This is a genomic window from Dyadobacter tibetensis Y620-1, assembly GCF_000566685.1.
Classification (GTDB): Bacteria; Bacteroidota; Bacteroidia; order Cytophagales; family Spirosomataceae; genus Dyadobacter; species Dyadobacter tibetensis.
This window is the reverse complement of sequence record NZ_AZQN01000004.1, coordinates 564,216-584,798: the sequence shown is the minus strand read 5'-3', so window position 1 is coordinate 584,798 and position 20,583 is coordinate 564,216. Positions and strand designations below refer to the sequence as shown.

The window sequence follows — 20,583 nt, the reverse complement described above, 5'->3', positions numbered from 1 at the left end:
GAAGCTTTCAAATGAATAAAGTAATAGAGGAGCCCACTCCATCGCAGTATCTAGAATGTGGATGGTTGCATAAAATAGATTTTGCAGACACTTTTTCCACTATCAACAGGACTAATGATTTAGCGGAAATTGCGAATCTCATTTTTAATAATCCTCCCCGTTGGATAAAATTTTTATTTAGCATAAGAAACAAATTGGCCGCTTTGATAGGGTTGGAGGTGTCCGTTCCATCGGACTACCGTAATACGTTCATCGTGGGGGGCTATGTAGGAATTTTTAAAATATATGCCCTCTCCAAAGCAGAAATAGTGCTGGGTGCAGATGATTCACATTTGAACTTTAGAGCCATTATCGCCCATAAAAGTGATGCCCTCCATAATATCAAACTGATTACGCTAGTCCAGTATAATAACGCCATAGGTAAAGTTTATATGAGCTTAATAAAACCATTTCATCGTTTGGTAGTCAGGGTATTGGTAAAGAGGGCTTTTAAGGGAGGAATGATTTAGCGTATGCAGGATCAAAAATCCAGCACTGCCCTAAGTGATAAGAAAGATTTCTGATCTTAGTTCTATTATTCTGTCTTCTCACCTAAAACTGGTTAATTCGAACATTCGAATCTAATTTTAGACAGAAACGCCTTTCTCCTTACTCTTTGTTTTTTAGATGATCCGAAAATTTAGATTTTCCTGGTACTATTATATATACCTCTAAAAACCCCGTGGGCCCTGACTCCCATTACAACCAATCAAACGTTTTCTGCATCCAACCAATAGACCAAAGAAAACGCCATGAAGAAGAAACGTCTTTTTATAACCACATTAGCATTGATGCTAGTTGTAAGTCTTTTTCTTGCTTGTCAAAAAAATGAAGAGCAGGATCCGCAGCCCGCATTTGTATGGAAACAAATCGGCTTATCAGGTCTCAAGGTGAACAGACTTGAGTTGGCTGGCAATATGCTTTATGCCATTACCAATGATGGACTTTATGTAAAAAACATCGGATCGGAGGGTGAATTTGAGAGCCTGGGCTTGAGGGGGAAGAACCTGTTGGATATAGTAGTTTTTGATGCAAATCATATGCTGGCTTCCTACCGTAATAGTTCAGATTGGCAAGAAACCGAAATTTATGAGACCAAAGACCGTGGAGCTACCTGGGTCGTAAAAGTGCATGATTTTGGTCTTCAATCTACAGAGCCCGTTACTGACTTTTTCTGGGATAAATCTAAGGACATACTCTACGCTACGGGGTTAGGTGTCATGGCTCAGTCTACCGATCGAGGTACTACCTGGAGGACGCTGTGGGGCGCTTGGGGCAATCTAGGAACCGGTATGATAGTCGAGATGAATCCTGAAAAAACTGATGAACTATGGTTTGGAGGGCAGGGCGCTATTGAGAACGGATACCTGGTTCAATTTAACGAGGGAAAGTTGAGCAAGGAATGGAGCGATTTAGTGCCCAATCCGACAGTTCCCAAAAAGATTGTTTTCGACAAACAGGTTCCTCAGAATATCTATACAGGCTGGGAGGGAGAGCTGAAGAAAACTTCCGATTCAGGCAATACATGGAAAACCCTGATAGAACGTCACGAGGAGTCTCACTTTTTCTTTGGAATTGGAATAAGTGAACTTGATCCCAATATGATATTGGCTGGCAAGTGGGAAAAAGGTGTGGATCGCCAGCCACTCACGCTTTATTATTCCAAGGACGGGGGCCAGAACTGGAAGGAAAATACCCATGCAGGAGAATCGGAAGGGGGTGTTTTTGATCTCAAAATACGTAGTTCGGAACTTAACGAGCGCATATTTCTGGCTTTGGATAAAGGGGGCGTTTATGAAGTGACGGTCGACCGTAATAAACTTTAATATTTCTTCGTAGTTATAGGGGAGACATAATTTCTTTATTGACTTTACATTAACGATTAATCAATATGTTGGGTATAAAAAAATATTTTCTAAATAAAAGATATCCTCTCATTCCCTATCAACCTGCCAATAAAAGTACACCCGATAAAATGATTCATGTTATATCGGCCTGGGTTGGTTTAGAGTCAATCATAGAAGATATATTGATCCACTTCAATGTAGAACGTAATTCCTGTATAGAATTTGGAGTTGAGTTTGGCTATTCTGCCGTCGTTTTTTCAAATTATTTCAAGTCAGTGAAGGGCGTGGATATATTTGTTGGAGATGAACACACGGTTCACAAGGGAGACCATTATGAAATGACGAAAGAGTCTTTAAGTGAATTTGAAAATATAACCCTATTTAAGTCTGACTACAGAGATTGGATTAAACAAGACCAGGGGCAGTACGATTTTGCACATGTGGATATTGTCCATAATTATAAAGAAACCTATGAATGTGGTCTTTGGGCAGTAAAACATAGTACATGTTGTATCTTCCATGATACAGAAAGTTTCCCTGAGGTCAAAAAAGCAGTGCATGATATTGCTCAAGCCACGGGTAAAAAGGCCTACAATTATCCGTACCATTATGGTCTTGGAATCATCGTGTAAGCAATTTGTAAAGGGGCGCTCATATTACATTCAATCAAGGACTTATGGGAAAATAATCTGGATGATATAACTTTTAATTAAGTTTATATTTATTTATATTTAAACCGGTAGAGAAGGCTGAGGCCCTATATATCCTATAAGTTCAGGTCTGTAATTGATCACCTCCGATGAAAAAGCACCCAGAAATGCGAGGCAGGAGAAAAAAGGAACTTTCGTTCTTTTTAATTATGGCCTGGATGGGTGTTTTAGCTGCGATTATAGGATTCTCCACTACCTATCTGATACCGATGGGAAAGAGGACTTTCTCGGCACCCATGGAAGTACATATTCATGGACTATTCGCTTTTTCCTGGATCTTTTTGTTTGCTATACAGTCTCAACTTATCCATTACAGAAATATTAAAATGCACCGTGCTCTGGGCATTATATCTTTACTAATAGCTTTTGGAGTAGGCATAACCATGGTGCCCGTAGGACTTTTTGCCGTCCACAAGGAACTCGCCCAAGGTCTGGGAATGACTGCTTATTCAGGCTTTCTGGGAGTAATTATATCGGGGTTAATGTACCTGGTATTTGTGTTGGCAGGCTTCTATTTCAGGAAGAAGCCCCATATTCATAAGCGACTTATGTTATTGGCTACCATTATTGTCTTATGGCCGGCCTGGTTTCGGTTCAGGCATTTCTTTCCGTCCGTCCCTCATCCTGAAGTTTGGTTTGCACTGGTGCTTGCCGATAGTCTTATTATAATGGCCTGGATCTGGGATTATCTAAGAAACGGTTATGTCCACCCGGTTCTAAAGTATTTTGGCTTATTAATTATCTGCGAACAAACCTTTGAAGTTCTTGCATTCGACAGTAGAATCTGGAGAAATGTTTCCCTGTGGGCCTATCATCTGGCAGCTTAATGCCATACCAGGCTGCCATTCCACAAGCTTTCCTTATTCGCCAGGAAATGAAAGGCAGACAGACATAAGGTGATATAATTATTCATCTTTATTTACCTGTTTCGATACAAATTTCTCCTGATGTACCAGTTGTCCTTTTATATCGTAATGGGAAAAGATAATCTGAGGTCCTATTTTGGGAAGGGTCTTGACAGCTATGCCTAAAAAGCCCCCTTTTACCCTCAAGAACCGATGTTCCGGATGGCGATCATCAGGGGCCCAGCCCTGGGCATGATAGTCGCTGACGGGGCCTGAGCCAAATTCCATGATCTTAGTTTCGGGATCCTCTGAAACATATTGCCAATGCCGATCCCCATTAACGACGTACATGTTTCCTTGTTGAGCGATTAATTTCCTCAACCAGCTTCCTTCTGTTTTATAGGACTCATTGGCATGGTTGTCAATTTTTTTAGGTCTATCAGGGCCTACCACGGGGGTGGGGGAGAACAGGAGTTTGAAGGTGGCATCGGAGGTCGACACGGTTTCAGCAAGCCATTGCTTTTGTACTTTTCCTAATATGGTTTTCTCGGGGCCATCCAGGTCTTGGTTCTTGCTACGATATTCTCGCCCTTCCAGAAGCCATATTTGCAGGTGCTGCCCCCAGCGGATAGTTCTGTAGGGCTTGTCGTGCAAGGGAGCATTTTCTCGCCATATCTTTAGCCCATCGGCATAGCTTAGCTTACCAAAAAGGGGGCGGGAGGGATCCACATCATCGCGAAGCAGATCGTGGTCATCCTTAAGCATATAAATAGGTGTACGGGCAAAAAAGTCACGAAGGGCTGGCCAACCATTCATTGCATGCCATTTATGTCGTGCTTTTTCGATATCGGTAGCCATGGGCCCGGGCTTGTCATAATAGATGTAATCTCCCGTATGAATGAAGAAGTCGGGCTGTAATTTACGCATGGCGTCATAGGATTGGAAGCCTCGATGAGGATCGTCGAAGGACCAAAAATACTGACAGGTAGAGGTTACCAAGCTGATATCGGCTGGCATATTATGCTCTGGAGGGGTACGAAAATTGCCCGTCATGCTATAAACAGGGGCGTTCTCCTGTGTTTTAGCCTCCCACCGTACCTCATATTCCTGGTTAGGCACTAGGTTATTTATTTCAATTTGGGTAGTATGATCATTCTCTAGGGTGCACGTTTGCCAGTCAGATTGATAGGCAAATCCCGGACTTTTCAGGCTTACCCTGGCCATTCCGTTTTGGCCTGCTACGGCACCATCCATCTGGCTTACCGATCCCGATTCATCAAATGCTAGTGGATGCCTAAAAACTTCTTCTCTACGCTGATGCACGATGGGCTGAGGTCTAGCCTGTGCACAGAGTCGGGTCCATATTATTACAGCAGTGTTACTTACCTCTGCGATTTTCATTCCATTGGTGAAAAATACATCCTGACCTTCTACTTCGGGGGAATCGGCAGAAGCATATAAGGGCGACAGGTGTGTCCATGCAAAGGCGGCTCCCGTAGCCGATGCGGCAGTTTTTAGGAAGTATCTTCTGTTTTTGGCCGACATAATATTTCAGGGTAGGGTTTCAGATAGACCAGGTGTACTATTTGTTTCTATAAAGGAACTGGTTTTACCATTCTACCCCTGGCGGAAATATGCCAAAGGCTTATTTAATTATAATCTTAATACTTCAAACTGGGTTAGGGAATCATTGAAAGAAGTGAATATACTGGGATATCCAGTTGCGATCTTACCCATTTCATGATCCATTCCCAAAGCCTTGGCAGGGCGGGTGCTGGCCATTTCCACAGCCTCTCGCAGGGGTATCCCCACCTCATATACCGCGTTATGCACTGCCTGGCCCAGGGAGATGGCTCCTCCAGCTAAATTTCCTTCCTTATTCCTATATTGCCCCTCAATCAGTTGTGCGTCAAACTCCCCCCATTGGAACGATTTTACTTTTTGGTTGAGAAATAGGGCATCAGAAATCAGAATCATCCTATCTTTTTTAAGCTGGTAAGCCACTCGCGCGGCGGCATAATCGCAATGTACGCCATCGAGTATGATAGGGGCATAAATCTCCGGATGGTCAAATGTGGCTCCTACCAGCCCGGGAGCACGATGCTGGAAAGAGGACATGGCATTATACAAATGCGTTACTATTCCAATGCCTTGCCCAAAAGCCTTGGCGGCCTGCTGGTATGACGCATCGGAATGGCCGGCGGAGACGATAATGCCAGCTTCCTGCAAAAGCGCAATCTGAGCGCCGGATAACTGTTCCGGTGCTACGGTAATCAACTTTAAGACCCCTTTTCCTGCCGCAATGATTTCCTTTAGTTCGGTATCTTCGGGTCTACGAATATATTGAGGCAAGTGGGCTCCTCTCTTTTTTATATTGATAAAAGGACCCTCCAAATGCATGCCGATGATGCCTGAAAAAGGTTTTTTTTGCTGATAACTCCTGACCGCCTCGAGCCCTTTGAGGATATTATCAGTTCCAGAGGTAATGAGGGTAGGTAGGGTGCAAGCCGTACCTGTTGATTCACTGGCCAAGGCAATGTCGGCAAGCGTTTCTTCGTCTGGTTTCTGGGTAAAATGGAATCGCTCCCCGCCGTTGATATGAATATCAAAGAGACCAGGAGCGAGATGACTATAAAATGGTAAGTCGCCGGTATACTCAGCCGGGGCCAAAGCGGAGATTTTATGATCTTGTATTGTGACTACCTGATTGGTCAGATGTCCAGTTCCGGTATAAACATTTTCTGCGAATATTTGTCTGGTTACTGACATTCTAGTAGGACGAAATTAGAGATATTTTTTAATCACAGATTTCAACTGATCCGCTTGTACCACGCCCGATTGCCGCCATACGGGTTTGCCATGTTTGAAAATAATGATGGTAGGTACACCCTGTATTTTATATGCCTGGGCTGCAGAAGGGTTTTTATCCACATCTATTTTGATAATGGATGCTGAATCACCCAGGTCGGATTTTACATTTTCCAAAATGGGTTTCATTGTTTTACATGGACCACACCATTCTGCGAAAAAATCAACCACAACTGGCTTATTACTATTGATGAGTTCTTTGAAAGTTGCCATAATGTTCGAGTGTTAAACTAAAGACAATATAACCTTTAAGTACCTAAAAAGGTTTGCCGAATCCTGATCACTGGACAATTGTACGATTTTTTCTGAAGAAGTTGCCGACTTTCAGTTCGATAAAATGGTAAGTAAAATGCGAGTAAATGACCGTGAATACGATAGAGGCGATTAAGGATAGCAGTACCATGGGTTCCGAAGTGGGGAGTTTGAAAAAACGGAATAGAACCACATTCATAAGAATGAGTACAATGGCGTGGTTCAGGTAAATAGAATAAGATATTTTTCCAAGGTATTGCATGGGCCTGCTGCTGAGCAACCGGGTAATGATTCCGGTAGAATTGGCATATACTATGATTCCCAACGAAAATAAAAAGGGAAACATGAGCTTACCCAAGTTGAGCTGCCAATGATGTGTATAATACATCGCTCCGACGAGCAAAGCCAAATAGGGAAATTCGGCAAAGCTGAGATTGAGGTTCATTCTGCTGCATAAGGCGTGCGTGAAAACGCCTATCCCAAAGCACAGGATTCCGCGGACAAAACCATAATCATAAGCCAGAATATATTGCCCCTTCCAGATCATAAACCCTATGCAGATGATGGTAATTATTGTGAAGGCAAGGTATCGATATCGCAGCATCAGTACGATTACAAGGCCATAAACAATGTATGCAATCATTTCCGCAGAAATAGACCAGGATGGATAATTCAGTCCAATCCAGTCACCAAATATGGGGGTGGAGCCCATAAAAGTTAGGGTGTCGGTTACAGTCCGAAAATAATACATGCTGTCCATACTGAAGTTTTTCAGTGAACTGTGGTCACCGATCACATTGAAAATAAGGAATACGAGCTCGGTAAAGACCAACAGGGGGTACAGCCTGATAATTCTTTTCTTTAAAAAATCGAAAAAATCAGGAGCACTATTTATTCTGGTATTATAATTCATGGCGATCACAAAACCGCTCAGAACGAAGAAGAAATCAACAAACAAATCTGAATTGATCACAAAGAAGTTGTTGTAGAAAATGGAATCTTTAACAGCATTATGATGGTGTGCCACCACCAGAACAGAAAATATACCTCTAAGACCATCCAATTGTTCTACTCTTCCTTTCATCAAAAAATATCCTGGGATGTATGGGTTTATACTAAAAAATGACCTAAATAGCTGGGGACAACTGTTTTTCCTCAGGTGCTGGATGGGGCTCACTAGAATAATTGATTCCTAGAAAACGAATCATGACCGCGTATGGAAACCAAAAGGTAACGTCATAGGGGCGGCCTCCTGTGGCCAGAAGGATGGACATGGAAATAAAAAAATAGGCAAGAAATGTGCTAAGTGTATTGGTACTACGCTTTACTTCTCTGATTGCGAATATAAAAAGAAATATATTGAAGGCCGCAAAGAATATAAAGCCAATGATGCCATGATTTACAAATGACTCCAGGATGGGTACATCGAGGTACTCATATTTATATCCCCGACCTAGAAAAGCATGCCAAGAATAGAAGGTTTCTACGAAGGTTCCAAAGCCACTCACCCGGCCCATGGCCGAATGGTCAACATCGGCGGTTTCGGTGAGTCGTAATCCGGTAGAGGTGAAGATAACGTCCATGATTCGATTTTCAAAAACGTCCCAATAGCCCATGACCAGATAATAAATATCTCCATATCGGCTCAGAAAATAATTTATTCCGATCAATATTGCTACTAATATCAACAGGTTGCTGAATTTGAAAAGTCCTCCAATAGCGGTGAGTATATTCCTAGATTTGAATTTGAAAATCAGATAGGCGCCAATCATAAGGCCTATACCCAGGTAGCTTGATTTGGCCAAGGAAAGTATAACCACCCCTATACTAAATAAGGCACAAAAGAAAAGAAATATTTTGGTCAGAACACCCTTCGTCTGACTGAGCAGGACCATGGCCGATACTAAACATATCACTCCATTCCTGGCGGTGATATGTGGATTGCCTCCCGGTTGTGCTTCCTCATTAGAGAAATTGACGGCAGCCCGCATCCCCGGAGTCCAGTTAGGATCGGTCAGAAGTGAATATACTAAGGTGAGATTAGCAAAAAGTGAGACCAGGAAAATCATGATCAATAAGGTGTCCCTTATGTCATTGGGCATATGCAATAATAACACGATAAAGGCGCCCGTAAAAACAAAGTTACCTATATCGGCCACAGGCTTGCCTGAGGCATTGATAAACCAGAAATAGTAAAAAGCAATAAAGAGGAAACCTACCCCCAGATTGAATAGTATAGGATTGGGTTTATATAACCTTTTGAAAAGATGGGTAGGAGTCATTAGCAAAAGAGCCAGTATCATAAATGCAGCGGTGAATACACTGCTGGCCGGCCCGATTTTCAAGGTGTCCCGAATAAAAAAAATCAGAGGAAAACCATTGAACATCATCATAATACCCAGGGAATACCGCAGGTATGTAAAATTTTGCAAAACGTTTAATAAACTCCAGTTCATTTGCTGGTCCTATATAGTATGTATTTAAAATCGAAGCTGCCTGCAAAATACAAGATCTTGCGAATTCTGCACCAAAGGTAGTTTAATTTGCTGGGTGCTACAGAACTCATGTCAAGATATGTTTTTTTGATCTGCTCATGTTCACTGACTCCCACTGTGGCTATGGTAGACGACTTAGCATCTGCATGGATGCGCAATGCTCCAGCCAGTCCATCCACCTTTCGGACACTGGCCTGTTCATGGATGGTATACCGTAGGATAAATTCATAGTCGAATGCGAAACGATATTTAGGGTCGAATGGGCCGTATAGATCTACCAACTTCTTTTTAAAAAACAGAGATTGATTGTGGATTTGCATACCTTCTAAAAGTTGACACCTCAGACTGTAGGAGGTCGTTTTAAGGAGTTCAATTACTTCATCATCTGTGTCGATCATAAATAAGTCTCCAAAAAGGATGTCATCGGCTTTTTGGATTGCTGCCTTTCCAAACCGTATCAAGGTTCCGGGAAAGTACACATCGTCTGAGTTTTGAAACGCTATGTAATCTCCAGTGGCTCGAGCCAGCCCTTTGTTAATCGCATCTACCTGGCCCTTATCCTTCTCGGAAACCCAGTAGGCCAGGTATTTTTCGTATTTACGAATCACCTCTACACTATGATCGGTGGACCCTCCATCGATTATCATATATTCCAGGTTGGGATACCCTTGGTTTAATATACTTAAAATAGTACGTTCCAGAAAATCAGCCTGATTGTATGAGGGCGTGATGATCGTCAGTTTAGGAAATTCTTCCTTATTGATGGGGGGCGACTGGGCAGGTTTCGAGCTTAGTAAGTCCCTTAATCCTTGTGTATGTGTTTTTAAAAAGGTCATATATTCCTATAGCTAACGAAAAATGAGCTAGTAATTGTCAATAAAAGTGGTGATCGATTTTATTTTCTTTGCCATATGGTTGCGCAGATTCCGGTTGGCACTGATTTGTGCTATCTTTCCATAACCAGGGTTGCCGCCCAGGCCATATACTGTTTTGAGGCCGTCGAGCTGCAATTGGTAAGCATTGAACAGGGTACTGAACCCATTTTTACCCCTAATGGTGCCATTATAATCCGACCAGATAGGATCGTAAAAGGTCAGGCCAGCAAAATCTGTAGCAACCACCGCCGTCCTTCCGACATAGGGCTGTTGGCCTTGTAGGGATAAATCACGTAAGGGAATTTTATTGAGACCATAATGCCAGCTATCCTCATCCATTTTACCCCAGCTATGTATGTGAATTGGGGCGAAATTAAGCCATAATTGATCCATACACATTCCATTACAAAGATCGAAGAAGGCCCTATCCTGTGTCCGGTCGGCCCACCACTGCAGGAAGGTCCTGGTTTGGGTAGTGTCCCTAAGCATCCAGGAACCCGCATGAAACATCCCCGTATTTAATATTTGGTGATCTTTTAGGGCTTCGCTGCTGGCCAGTGGTCTAGTAATCTGAGGGGTAAATAAGGCATCTTCAGATCGGTTTAGGAGATTGTTACCGTCCATCCAAAGTAACATGGTAGGAGCCAAAAATATTAGACGATCGTTGGTACTCACTTGATTTATAAGCTTACTGGCAAACCATGGGCGAGTGGCTGGGAGCAATTCGTACGTATAATAATGTGTCTTCATAGACTCCCACTGTGGTATTTCCAGTTTATTGGCCTCCATTAATTCTACTCCTTCAGGCAACTGGGGCGGGATTACGTCATCCACCCAGCCCAAAACAAATTTGTCGTTGGGATGGTGGCGGTTAACCGACTCAGCAAGGGCTAAGGCATGACAGAGTGAGTTACGATTGCAAACAGTATAAAATATATTCATGTTCGTCGACTCTATTAGAGGCTGATGGATGTAATTTGTTTGACCCTTTCGATGTCAGAGGGTTGCTTGACGCCGGTGATTACGAAGGGAATATTTTTAGACTTGCCACTAATCAGCATTTCGGCAACGGTCAGCTGCTGGGCAAAGAACTTTTGTACTATACGCGTGGGTTTTCTCAAACGTGGTAGAATACGATTAGGTACCAGTTCGAAGAATACCAGGTCGGCATTGGCGATGCTGTTGTCATGGCGGTAGGCATAGGCCTCCTTTTTGGTGGCCTGAATGGCTGCCGAGATTTTCTCGATATGGCAAAGAAAAAAGCCCGAGTCGTTAAAAGCATTGCCTAAGGCTTGTTTCTGGCTGAGGCTGGGACCCGTAAATCTGGCAAACTGTCCGGCAAGATTATCCTTTATCGTGCTCTGGTTCCAGTTGGGAGCGGTCATCAACAGGTCGTATCCTTGCTTACACCAGTAATGTAGTTCATTTTTTATCATCCAAGTATCAAGTGGATGTAGGAGCATATTCTCCGCCCAGCTGAATCGCTCATAAAAATCGGGCATGAGTAGCAGCTTAGAAAATGCAGCTTTCGATTCGAAATATTTTACTGGAAAGTGAAATACCGACGTAGTTGTATTTTGCATACAGTCAGGTGCAGGAGGGGTAGTTCCTTCGGCACAGAGCCATATGATGGGATATTGTCTCAACATAGACATGCTATTAGCGAGAATGTCCTCTTCTGTGGGTGATAGTGTTGCGTTCAGAAGGGGAATGGCAACGGTAACCAGTTCTCTCATTAAGTAGTTTGTAACTGATTAATTACGTATTCGAATGGTTTTTTCATCCATTTCCGTACCCTTACATAACGTTTTACTGTCACAGGCTTTATATACCAGCAGGGAAAGTTGCGATAATAGGCATTACCCAAGTCAACCAATTGATTCCGATAGATAGAAAAAAGCTCCGTAAGGTCGGGCCGTTGTGCCAGTTCAAAGCGATCCTGATATTTGGAGAGAATATCAGGTTTTGCCGGATCGTAACCACTATAATGGAAGAAAATTAAAGGATATTCTTCGTTAACCATAAATCCCTTCTCTGTCTTCGAGAAAGTACGTTCGTGCAAATTCCAATAGGCGGCATTATATCCGGGACTCCTTTCTATATGAACCCCGTCAACGAAAATAGGCAGAAAGTCCATCCAGTGCTGGTCAGTGAATAACCCATTGCATAAATCTATATAGCATTCATAGCGGAGCTTTTCCTCCCACCATTTCAGATAATCGATGTTGGCCTGGTTTCGTCCAAAAGCAACAAAACCCAGATTGTAAATTCCCGTGTTGAGGTGATGAAGCTCGTTGGGTGTGAGCCGATCCTCTATAGGACTATGGATATGAGGGGTGAGTACGGCACCAAACTGGTCGATCCGATTCAATAGTTCCGTAAGAGGTTGGTAGATAATTATATCAGGATCAAAATAAATAACCCTTGTTGCGTCGGAATAATTCCTGAAGAAATAGGTGAAATAAAATGGCTTTACAGCGGTATTCAACTCCGTGATATTATACCGATCGGCCATTTCCTGAAACGCTTCAATCTCGATTTTATCGATCTCAATCATCGGATATTCCGGAAGGTAGGCTTCTTCGAAGGCTACTCCTTCCAGTTTGTCGACCAGTCCTATGAAGAACTGAACATCTGGATTCGTCCTTTTAAGGGAGTCTCCCAGCGTACGGGCTTGAGCCAGGTAATTGATCGAACAAATAGTAAAGGCAATGGTCATTGATTCTGCTTTTCCGAAACCTGCAAAGGTATAAACTTTTGAATGATGGCTTCTATATTACCGATGCTTTTGACGGTATTATGTCGTTCCAGTACTTTTTGGCGGGCTCTTTGGCCCATGCTGTCGCGAAGGGCAGGGTCTAGGACCAATTTAATTGCCGCTTCAGCAGCGGCATCGATATCTAGGAATGGGACTACAAAACCTGCATCTTTTTCGATAAGTTCAGGAGCTCCTCCTGCGTCCTTAAAGCAGATCACCGGAATCTCTTGCAGGGCCGCTTCCAGTACTACCAGAGGATAGGGGTCTTCCCTGGAGCTAAGTAGCAATACATCAAAGCGGTTCAGGTAGTCCAGTACATGGGGGGTCGGTGGAATCAATATAATCTTATCAGAAAGTCCCATAAGGCGAATATCACTTTCGATAAGCTCATAGATCTCATGTTGCGGACCCGCTCCTACCCATACAAAATAGACGGGTAATGGGCTGGTAGTTTGGATCACTTTACGTGCTATCCAGTTGAATATATCGTTCCCTTTCCTCCATTCGGCATTCCCACAGCCCCCAATTATGATGGCCTCCTGGGGTATTTTATAATTAGTTTCTAAAACACCATGTTGAATATGTGCCGTCTTTTGATCAATCAGTTCGTGATCGATCAGGGTAAAAGTACTGACATTCCGTATCGGGAAATCATACTTCTTAACATAAAAGTTGGCTACGGTTTGGGCTACAGCAATGAGGTGATCCGTTTTTCGGAGGAGGAAGCCTAGGTGCTTTTCGTCCGAGTAAATCTTGACTGACATGGCCAGTTCATGGACGAAAAGGACTACCGGGAGATCATGGAAAAACCTAAGGAAATCATGATAGACCGTAGCATTGGCCACCGAATTGATAAAAAGCACCCCAATGTTCTGGCTTTTTAGCTCCGCAATGGTACGGTCGTTAGCTTTCTGAATATTATATTCCTCGTAGAGTTTGTAAAGACTAACCTTTTTTAAGAATTTATCGGTAATGGGTTGGGTAGTTCCATCGGGGTTCTGGTGGTAATGACGTGTGATGCTGATGACCTGTTCAAATTCCTTTTCCAGCTCCCCCCCATCACATAGGAGAAGGTGCATAGGTACATTACGTTCCTTTAACAGCCTGATCAGTTGGAGGAGTAATAATTGACTCCCTGCCCTGTTGGCATCGTGGCAAACAAATAATATTTTTTTCTGCGTCATGAACCTACCGCTTTAAGAATCTTCCTGATCAATATTTTCTGTTGGTGCAACTGAAAAATACACATGCTTAATATGCCTCATAACTCTTTTTTCCAGGAACCTTTTTAGCGGGATTGCCTATGTATATTCCCCATTCCTCCGTTTCCTTGGTGATGGCAGATGCCATCCCAACAAGCGTCCCCTGACTGATTTTAGTATAATCACGAATCGTACTATTGACACCAAAAAAGCTGTAAGATTCTACTACGCAGTGACCTGAGAGTACCACATGAGAGGTGAAGAAAACATGGTCCTGAATTCTACCATGATGACCTATATGATTCCCACTCCACATCACCACATTATTGCCTACGGTGGTAAATGGTTGGATGGTATTGTCTTCTAATATAAAGCAATTTTTGCCTATGAGACTCCTGTCAAATATGGTCGCTTTAGAGCTAATATAAGAAATGAAGTCATATCCTTTATCCAGACCCTGCTGATAGATATTTTCTCGATTCCGGTTCATATTTCGCCCGGTCATGGGCGCAAAAAATTTATATTCGGCAGGATCGTATGTTTTTTCAATATCTTCAAATGGCACCACCGGCAATCCTTTGAACTCCGTAGATTCGATGTATTCCTTGTTAATCGTAAAGGCAACCACCTCGTGCTCAGAGTCGTTTTGAAGGTAGTAGTGTGCGAGCTCGGCCGTATCTAGTACTCCGAAAATGATTACTTTGGACATATATTAAACTAATTCGTAATGATCTAAAAACCCATTCAATTCTTTCTGTTCATTAAACATAAGGATATCTATGATTGAAAGCCAAGGAATGTGTTCATTTTTTAGTTGTTGGTAAGAAATGGGCTTACTTTTAATAAATGCCAGGCCTATACCCTCCTCTTGAAAACGTTTTTTATCATAAAGTTCCATTCCACCTATGGCATTGATATAACGATCTGCTTCAACCTGTTTGCAGATATCCAAAATTCGATCCGGGCCTTTAAGGTGAGTATTATTAAATAGGGTAGAGGTAGGGACGATCTCAGTATCAATTTGCATTAACTTACAAAGCCGCTCCAGAGCAGAAACGGTCAATTGGGCTATAGTGGTATGTGGAGCCTGGATTATTTCTTCGATTACCGGATAAACGGAGTCGAAATAAGGAGCTTTCTGATATGATTGTTGCAAAGTCTTCAGTAACTTCTTCTTCCAGGACTGATCTTTGGATATTTCAATTTCAAGGATCAACTTATTTTGACTCGCTTCCTTAAGTGGAATCGTAAACTGATGCGCTTGTCCCCCTACCAATATCCGGTTGCGGTTGATCCAGCCTTTGTTGATAAAGTTCACATCGTCGTAAACGACAAACTTGTCTACGGCTCTGATCAGTTGAAAATATCCTATATAAGGGAATATATAGGGCTGCATAATTCCTAAAGTCATAGGGCGTGTGGTTTTAAGCTTAGGGTAACAGCCTGAAGCTGTTACAAATGGGCTTATTTTAATTTACGAAGATAATGATCTTCGCCTTTTACAATAAGATTGACCATGGTCGTGTCGGAGCCCAGGCGTATATCAGTAGGTAATGCTTTAATCCGACTGGTATCGTTTACCACGCTGCGATCATAAAATAAATATTCCGCTTCTTCTGGTATGGGCTGCAATCCTTGTTCGAAGGGATTGATTGTTATTAACTTTCGTGTCAGTTTCTTCCCATACAGTGGATATTCAAAATCATCGTTAATGGTGGCTAATGCTACCACAGCATCCTGAGGAACAATGGAGTCGAAGTTTTTATAAGCTTGGGTAATGTCAGGACGGGCAAAGGTCTGAAATTCAATGCGGTCCATGGTGAGTGCAGATTGGTGACCGTATGCTGAGATGGGTAGGCAGCGAACGTTCAGATAAACAGACATGACTGCAGAAATACAGCCTAAAATTACCACCAAGGCGATATATCCTTTCCAAATTTTCCTGCGCGGCTTTAAGATTGAAAGTCGGTGATTGCTAAACAGTAAGAGCAGGAAGAGGACCCCAAACAACCCTGTTTCAATAAAATACCTGCCTTTAAACGGATCGTAGGCGGCTGAATAAGATATGGCCATATAATGCAGTACAAACGCCAGAGCAAGAAACCAGTGCACCCTCGATGATAGGACCCGTAGTAGGACTAATAAAATGAGCGGGAGTATAAGGGCAAAGCCGAAAACACCCCAATAAGGGTTGGCATTATAAAAGTCGAATCTACGTTGAAAGGAAAAGGGTACTATGGAATATGACGTCTCCTCATCTAGGCGTAAATTCAGTCGGTCTTCCAGCCATACGATCGGCTTCCGGATGGTGGTATTCAGATCGTAGCCCCATTGCGCATTTCTTATGCCATCCAGATTAAAGAAGTCGTAGCCATAGCGCACGACATTACGACTACCTTGTTTCAATAGATTCTGAATGGTACCAGCACGCTCTACGGACTGATGTTTCAGCGCAGTGGGAGGGCCAATGGGATGACCAAAAGTTTGAATGTTTTTAATATATCCTGTGGGTAAGGTATATACCATAACAGCCAGTACGATGGCTAGGGCCAGTCTATAAAACCTCTGAAAGAAAACGGAGAAGTTTGGTGCCAGAAACACCGTATACAACATAATGACGAAAACAGAAGGCATTAACAGAACAAAGGTAACCTTATGGCCAAGAACCAAGCCGAAAACCATGCCGGACAGATACAGATATTTGTTATTCCGGGTGGCATAATATGTAAATAAAAAGTATAATAAACAGCTAAGATAGGCTGTGAGCACACTGTCTGTTTCGGTGGTAACGGCCTGCATTAAAAAATCCAGGAAAAAGCCATAAGCTAAGGCACAAAAAATACTGGCCGACAAATTTCTCCCTATTCGCTGGGCGATACCAAAGACGGATACCAGGGTGACATAATAGGAGAGATGGTGAATAAATTTAAAGGCATTTTCGATTTTTCCACTAATCAGATAGGTATAGATCTGAATAGCAGTGACGCTCTTCGGGTAGGTATCCATATTCCAATTGGTTCCTCCGAAGTGAGCCATGGTGCCACGCTGTATATAACGAACAGCCCTGTTGAGGTGGCCTGTCATGCTGTCCCATTCGTTGGGGACAGTAAATATTACCAATATAAGATTGGTAATTGCAACCAGAGCAAAAGTCGCAAATAGGAGAAGGAAAAGGAATTTCAGATAAGCTGACAGCTCTGAAAACCAAATCTTAAAGGTACGTGCACGGTCTTTTAGCAGGGCACCTATTTCAAACGGTTTAGCGTTGCTTAACAGCCGTTTCCACAGAAAATAATGAAGACTTAAAATTAAATAATTGCACAGTATCCAAGCAGGGGTGCTGGCAGTAAGGTCTAAGGCTGAGAGCAGGAAGCCCGAGGGGACGACTGTGCCCGTGAAAAGGACAAAGCCTGTGATTATCCATTCGGACAAGGAAGATTGAGCGATCCTAGAAGCCACCCATCCAATTCCAAAAATAAAAGCAATAAAGGTAATCCAGTATAAAATAACCATAAGATTATGGCGACAGATAATCGTTAATAATATTACAGATTCTTATTACATCGGCCTGGGGCAATCCTACATAAAGCGGCAGGCATATCACCCGAAGCGAAATATCTTCGGACACCGGGCAGCTAGCGGCATCGGGCATAAATTCCAAGGTGTTCAACGACGGATAAAAATAGCGCCGTGGAATAATATCTTCTACTTTAAGAGCTTCCAGTACCCCTTTTAGTATTGTCTCAGACTCAAATACTACCGGGTAATAGGCATAGTTATATTCCACACCTTCCGCAAGGGTAGGTCGGGAAATAAAGTCCCAATTAAGTCCTTGGTCGTACCAGTCAAAAATTTCGGACCTGGCTTTAATTATGTCTTTTACATGTGGCAAGTTGCACAAGCCCATGGCTGCATGGAATTCGGAGTTCTTTCCGTTGATACCAGCATATAAGTATACTTCATCACCCTGGTGGCCAAATGCCCTGAGCAGATGCAGTTTCCCATCCAGTTCAGGCAAGTTGGAGATAAGGGCGCCTCCTTCGATCGTATGAAACACCTTGGTCGCATGAAAGCTACAGGTGCTGATGTCCCCATAAGAGAGTAGCGATTTGTTTTTGTAGATCACCCCAAAGGCATGAGCAGCATCGTAAATAACGCGTAGGCCGTGTTTAGTAGCAATACTTTCAATGGCCTCTACATCACAGGGATTTCCATATACGTGAGTGGCTAATATGGCGCTTGTCTTAGGCGTAATACTAGCTTCTATGAGTTCGGGATTAATATTGAATGACTTCGGATCTATGTCGACGAAAACAGGTTGACAGTTCTCCCACAGAATGGCATTCGAGGTGGCACAATAAGAAAAGGGAGTGGTGATAATTTCACCTCCTAGTTCCAATGCCTTAATAGCAATCTGCAAAACGATGGTTCCATTCGTACAAAAGTAGAGCTGGTTTACTCCTAGATAATCTTTGAGCTGTTGTTCCAACTCCTGCAGCAAAGGCCCGTTATTGGTAAGGTAACCCCGCTCCCAAATCCCCTGCACATATTTAAGATATTGCTCCTGGTCGGGTAAGAAGGTTTTAGTGACGTTAATCATTCACTATATGTTCAGATTGTTGAATGGAAAAATCAAGTTGAGGACGAATATATCCTGGCCATTTGCCATACCAAGTAACATTTTCCCGGTAATCTTCAATGTCGAAAACGAGGGCCTCCTCCATATTATACAATACGGTACTGGTGTCTTTTACGATCATCATGGATACCACATAAGAGCCATCGTTGAGGAAGTTTCCCGGAAGCCGGCATACTCCTTTTACTATACCCTGTCCAAATGGCTGAGAGGTAGTGCCTACATTGAAAATACATTCTCCTGTGAAGGTATAGACATGCATACTTAAATTCAAGTTGGCTCCTTCCACCATATTCCAGAACTCAAACTCGAAGTCGACGGGCGTTCTAACATCGATATGCGAAAGGTTATCCTGATATTCCGGGGTCACCTTAAAGCTTTTGATACGAACCTCATCGTTCCCCGGAGCATCATGGATATGATCCCAGTGTTTCTCCAGAGTTTTATGCGATACCTTACTAAGATAATTGGTGACGATATGAGTCGTATCGCCCTGATCAATAAGTCGTCCTTTTTCAAAATAAAAGGCACGGTTACAAAGGGCTTGAATTGCTGTTAGGTTATGGCTTACAAACAAAAGCGTACGGCCACTTTCGGAGACATCCCGCATCTTTCCCAGACATTTCTTCTGGAACTCCGTATCTCCAACCGCCAGTACTTCATCTACAATAAGGATTTCTGGATTGAGGTGGGCGGCTATAGCAAAACCCAAACGGACATACATACCAGATGAATAGCGTTTCACAGGGGTGTCCAGAAATTTTTCTACGCCTGCAAAATCAACGATGGCATCGAATGACTGCTTGATTTCTCTTTTAGCCATACCCAATATGGCCCCGTTCAAAAAGATATTCTCCCTGCCCGTAAGCTCTGGATGGAAACCAGTACCGACTTCCAGGAGGCTGGCAATGCGCCCCTGTATGCGTATTTCTCCGGTGCTGGGTTCAGTGATGCGGCTTAAAATCTTTAAAAGCGTTGACTTTCCCGCGCCATTATGACCTACAATACCAATACGGTCGCCCTGTTCGATACTGAAGTTCACGTCTTTTAAGGCCCAAAACTCTTCTTTAGTCGAGTTGGATCCATCTTTTGACTTGAACATGCCATCAAATTTTTCGGATACGATATCCTTAAGACTGGAAGACCCACTCTTTTTTTGATGATCAATGATATATTTCTTACTGATATTTTCAGCTACAATTACAGACATAAACAAAAATAGCTAATTAGATATGATCAACGAAACTATTTTCCTTTTTACGGAAATAAATCAGTGAAAGTATCAATACGGTAGTTGAGATAATAGCGGTAGAATAAAGGCTATCGGGATTGAAATAAGCCTTATCGCCAAGAAGGCACCACCGAAAGCCATCAATAATCCCTACCAAGGGATTAAGATTATAGTATTTTTCGAACCATGTCCCTTGCGCAAGTGTACTGCTATAGGCAACAGGGCAAGCGTACATACCCACTTGCACCATAAATGGGATCAGTTGACCTATGTCACGGAAACGAACATTCAGGACGGCAAAAAACAAACCGAATCCCAGTGCTGTAACGAAAGTAAGGAGTACGAAAAAAGGTAAGTAAATCAGGTTTACACTCAGTGGATGCTGAAAGAAAGCCGTGAGTAGTAAAAATATCCCGAAGGTGATCAGAAAGTCTACCAATCCGACAGCAATCGAGCTGAGGGGCATCAGTAGTCTGGGAAAGTAGACCTTGGAAACCAGATTGGAATTGATTAGTATACTATTGCTGATCTGGGTAAAGGTATTCGCAAAAAATGTCCAGATGGTCAAGCCGCTCAGCACCATAAGCGGATAGGGGATACCCGGATCGCTCTTAATCTTGGCCAGGTAACTAAATACAAACACCATGACCGTCATGGTCATCAGAGGGCGTAATACGCTCCAGGCTACTCCCAAAAGTGTTTGTTTATACCGAACAGAAATATCTCTTTTAGATAAAATCAATAATAACTGGCGGTTGAGCCATAAATCCTTCCAGTAATCTTTTTCCGAACCACCGGCCTTTATGGTTATATTATGCTGCATGA

General features: G+C 42.8%; 20 protein-coding genes. 4 read left to right on the top strand and 16 right to left on the bottom strand.

From position 1 onward, the window contains the following. The first annotated feature begins 11 nt into the window (after positions 1-11). From X939_RS23115 to X939_RS23110, 4 genes are all read left to right on the top strand, one after another. Positions 12-509, top strand: a complete 498-nt coding sequence (locus X939_RS23115; protein WP_025763986.1) for a DUF2867 domain-containing protein — start codon at positions 12-14, stop codon at positions 507-509. Positions 510-791: 282 nt separating this feature from the next. Next, positions 792-1,865, top strand: coding sequence for a sialidase family protein (locus X939_RS0114355; RefSeq protein WP_131694744.1), 1,074 nt, complete (start codon positions 792-794; stop codon positions 1,863-1,865). A 65-nt stretch (positions 1,866-1,930) separates the two neighbouring features. Further along, positions 1,931-2,518, top strand: coding sequence for a class I SAM-dependent methyltransferase (locus tag X939_RS0114350; RefSeq protein ID WP_025763984.1), 588 nt, complete (start codon positions 1,931-1,933; stop codon positions 2,516-2,518). 167 nt (positions 2,519-2,685) lie between these two features. Further along, a complete protein-coding gene (locus tag X939_RS23110; protein WP_025763983.1) occupies positions 2,686-3,423 on the top strand; it encodes a hypothetical protein in 738 nt (245 codons plus the stop codon). Positions 3,424-3,501: 78 nt separating this feature from the next. On the opposite strand, the gene X939_RS0114335 is transcribed toward X939_RS23110, so the two are convergent. From X939_RS0114335 to X939_RS0114260, 16 genes are all read right to left on the bottom strand, one after another. After that, positions 3,502-4,986 (bottom strand): alkaline phosphatase D family protein, encoded by a 1,485-nt coding sequence (locus X939_RS0114335; RefSeq protein WP_025763982.1) that lies wholly within the window; start codon positions 4,984-4,986, stop codon positions 3,502-3,504. Between the two features lie 108 nt (positions 4,987-5,094). Continuing rightward, complete coding sequence (gene nagA / locus X939_RS0114330) at positions 5,095-6,210, bottom strand: N-acetylglucosamine-6-phosphate deacetylase (protein ID WP_025763980.1); 1,116 nt, start codon at positions 6,208-6,210, stop codon at positions 5,095-5,097. A gap of 15 nt (positions 6,211-6,225) precedes the next feature. Next, positions 6,226-6,522, bottom strand: a complete 297-nt coding sequence (trxA, locus tag X939_RS0114325; protein WP_025763979.1) for a thioredoxin — start codon at positions 6,520-6,522, stop codon at positions 6,226-6,228. 67 nt (positions 6,523-6,589) lie between these two features. Further along, positions 6,590-7,645, bottom strand: a complete 1,056-nt coding sequence (locus tag X939_RS0114320) for an acyltransferase family protein (protein ID WP_025763978.1) — start codon at positions 7,643-7,645, stop codon at positions 6,590-6,592. Between the two features lie 43 nt (positions 7,646-7,688). Further along, entirely contained in the window at positions 7,689-8,993 is a 1,305-nt protein-coding gene (locus X939_RS0114315; protein WP_131694743.1) for a hypothetical protein, read from the bottom strand. Positions 8,994-9,013: 20 nt separating this feature from the next. Then, on the bottom strand, positions 9,014-9,892 hold the full coding sequence (locus X939_RS0114310) for a glycosyltransferase family 2 protein (protein WP_025763975.1): 879 nt from the start codon (positions 9,890-9,892) through the stop codon (positions 9,014-9,016). Between the two features lie 27 nt (positions 9,893-9,919). After that, complete coding sequence (locus X939_RS0114305; protein WP_025763974.1) at positions 9,920-10,873, bottom strand: hypothetical protein; 954 nt, start codon at positions 10,871-10,873, stop codon at positions 9,920-9,922. Positions 10,874-10,887: 14 nt separating this feature from the next. Next, positions 10,888-11,667, bottom strand: a complete 780-nt coding sequence (locus X939_RS0114300; RefSeq protein WP_025763973.1) for a DUF5672 family protein — start codon at positions 11,665-11,667, stop codon at positions 10,888-10,890. Continuing rightward, positions 11,667-12,650 (bottom strand): glycosyltransferase family protein, encoded by a 984-nt coding sequence (locus X939_RS0114295; RefSeq protein ID WP_025763972.1) that lies wholly within the window; start codon positions 12,648-12,650, stop codon positions 11,667-11,669. Before X939_RS0114295 ends, X939_RS0114300 begins: the two co-directional genes overlap by 1 nt. Continuing rightward, the gene (locus X939_RS0114290; RefSeq protein WP_025763971.1) at positions 12,647-13,873 is read right to left on the bottom strand and encodes a glycosyltransferase family 4 protein; all 1,227 of its coding nucleotides are present in this window, start codon (positions 13,871-13,873) and stop codon (positions 12,647-12,649) included. The genes X939_RS0114295 and X939_RS0114290 overlap by 4 nt, the downstream gene beginning before the upstream one ends. A gap of 67 nt (positions 13,874-13,940) precedes the next feature. Beyond that, positions 13,941-14,600 carry an acetyltransferase gene (locus X939_RS0114285; RefSeq protein WP_025763970.1) on the bottom strand — a complete coding sequence of 220 codons (660 nt, stop codon included), beginning with the start codon at positions 14,598-14,600 and terminating at the stop codon, positions 13,941-13,943. Between the two features lie 3 nt (positions 14,601-14,603). After that, entirely contained in the window at positions 14,604-15,302 is a 699-nt protein-coding gene (locus tag X939_RS0114280; RefSeq protein ID WP_025763969.1) for a WbqC family protein, read from the bottom strand. Between the two features lie 53 nt (positions 15,303-15,355). Then, a complete protein-coding gene (locus X939_RS0114275; protein ID WP_025763968.1) occupies positions 15,356-17,404 on the bottom strand; it encodes an ArnT family glycosyltransferase in 2,049 nt (682 codons plus the stop codon). A gap of 4 nt (positions 17,405-17,408) precedes the next feature. Then, positions 17,409-18,491 carry a DegT/DnrJ/EryC1/StrS family aminotransferase gene (locus tag X939_RS0114270; protein WP_025763967.1) on the bottom strand — a complete coding sequence of 361 codons (1,083 nt, stop codon included), beginning with the start codon at positions 18,489-18,491 and terminating at the stop codon, positions 17,409-17,411. After that, positions 18,484-19,737 (bottom strand): ABC transporter ATP-binding protein, encoded by a 1,254-nt coding sequence (locus X939_RS0114265; RefSeq protein WP_025763966.1) that lies wholly within the window; start codon positions 19,735-19,737, stop codon positions 18,484-18,486. The genes X939_RS0114270 and X939_RS0114265 overlap by 8 nt, the downstream gene beginning before the upstream one ends. Positions 19,738-19,753: 16 nt before the next feature. Then, entirely contained in the window at positions 19,754-20,581 is an 828-nt protein-coding gene (locus X939_RS0114260) for an ABC transporter permease (protein ID WP_025763965.1), read from the bottom strand. Positions 20,582-20,583 lie beyond the last annotated feature (2 nt).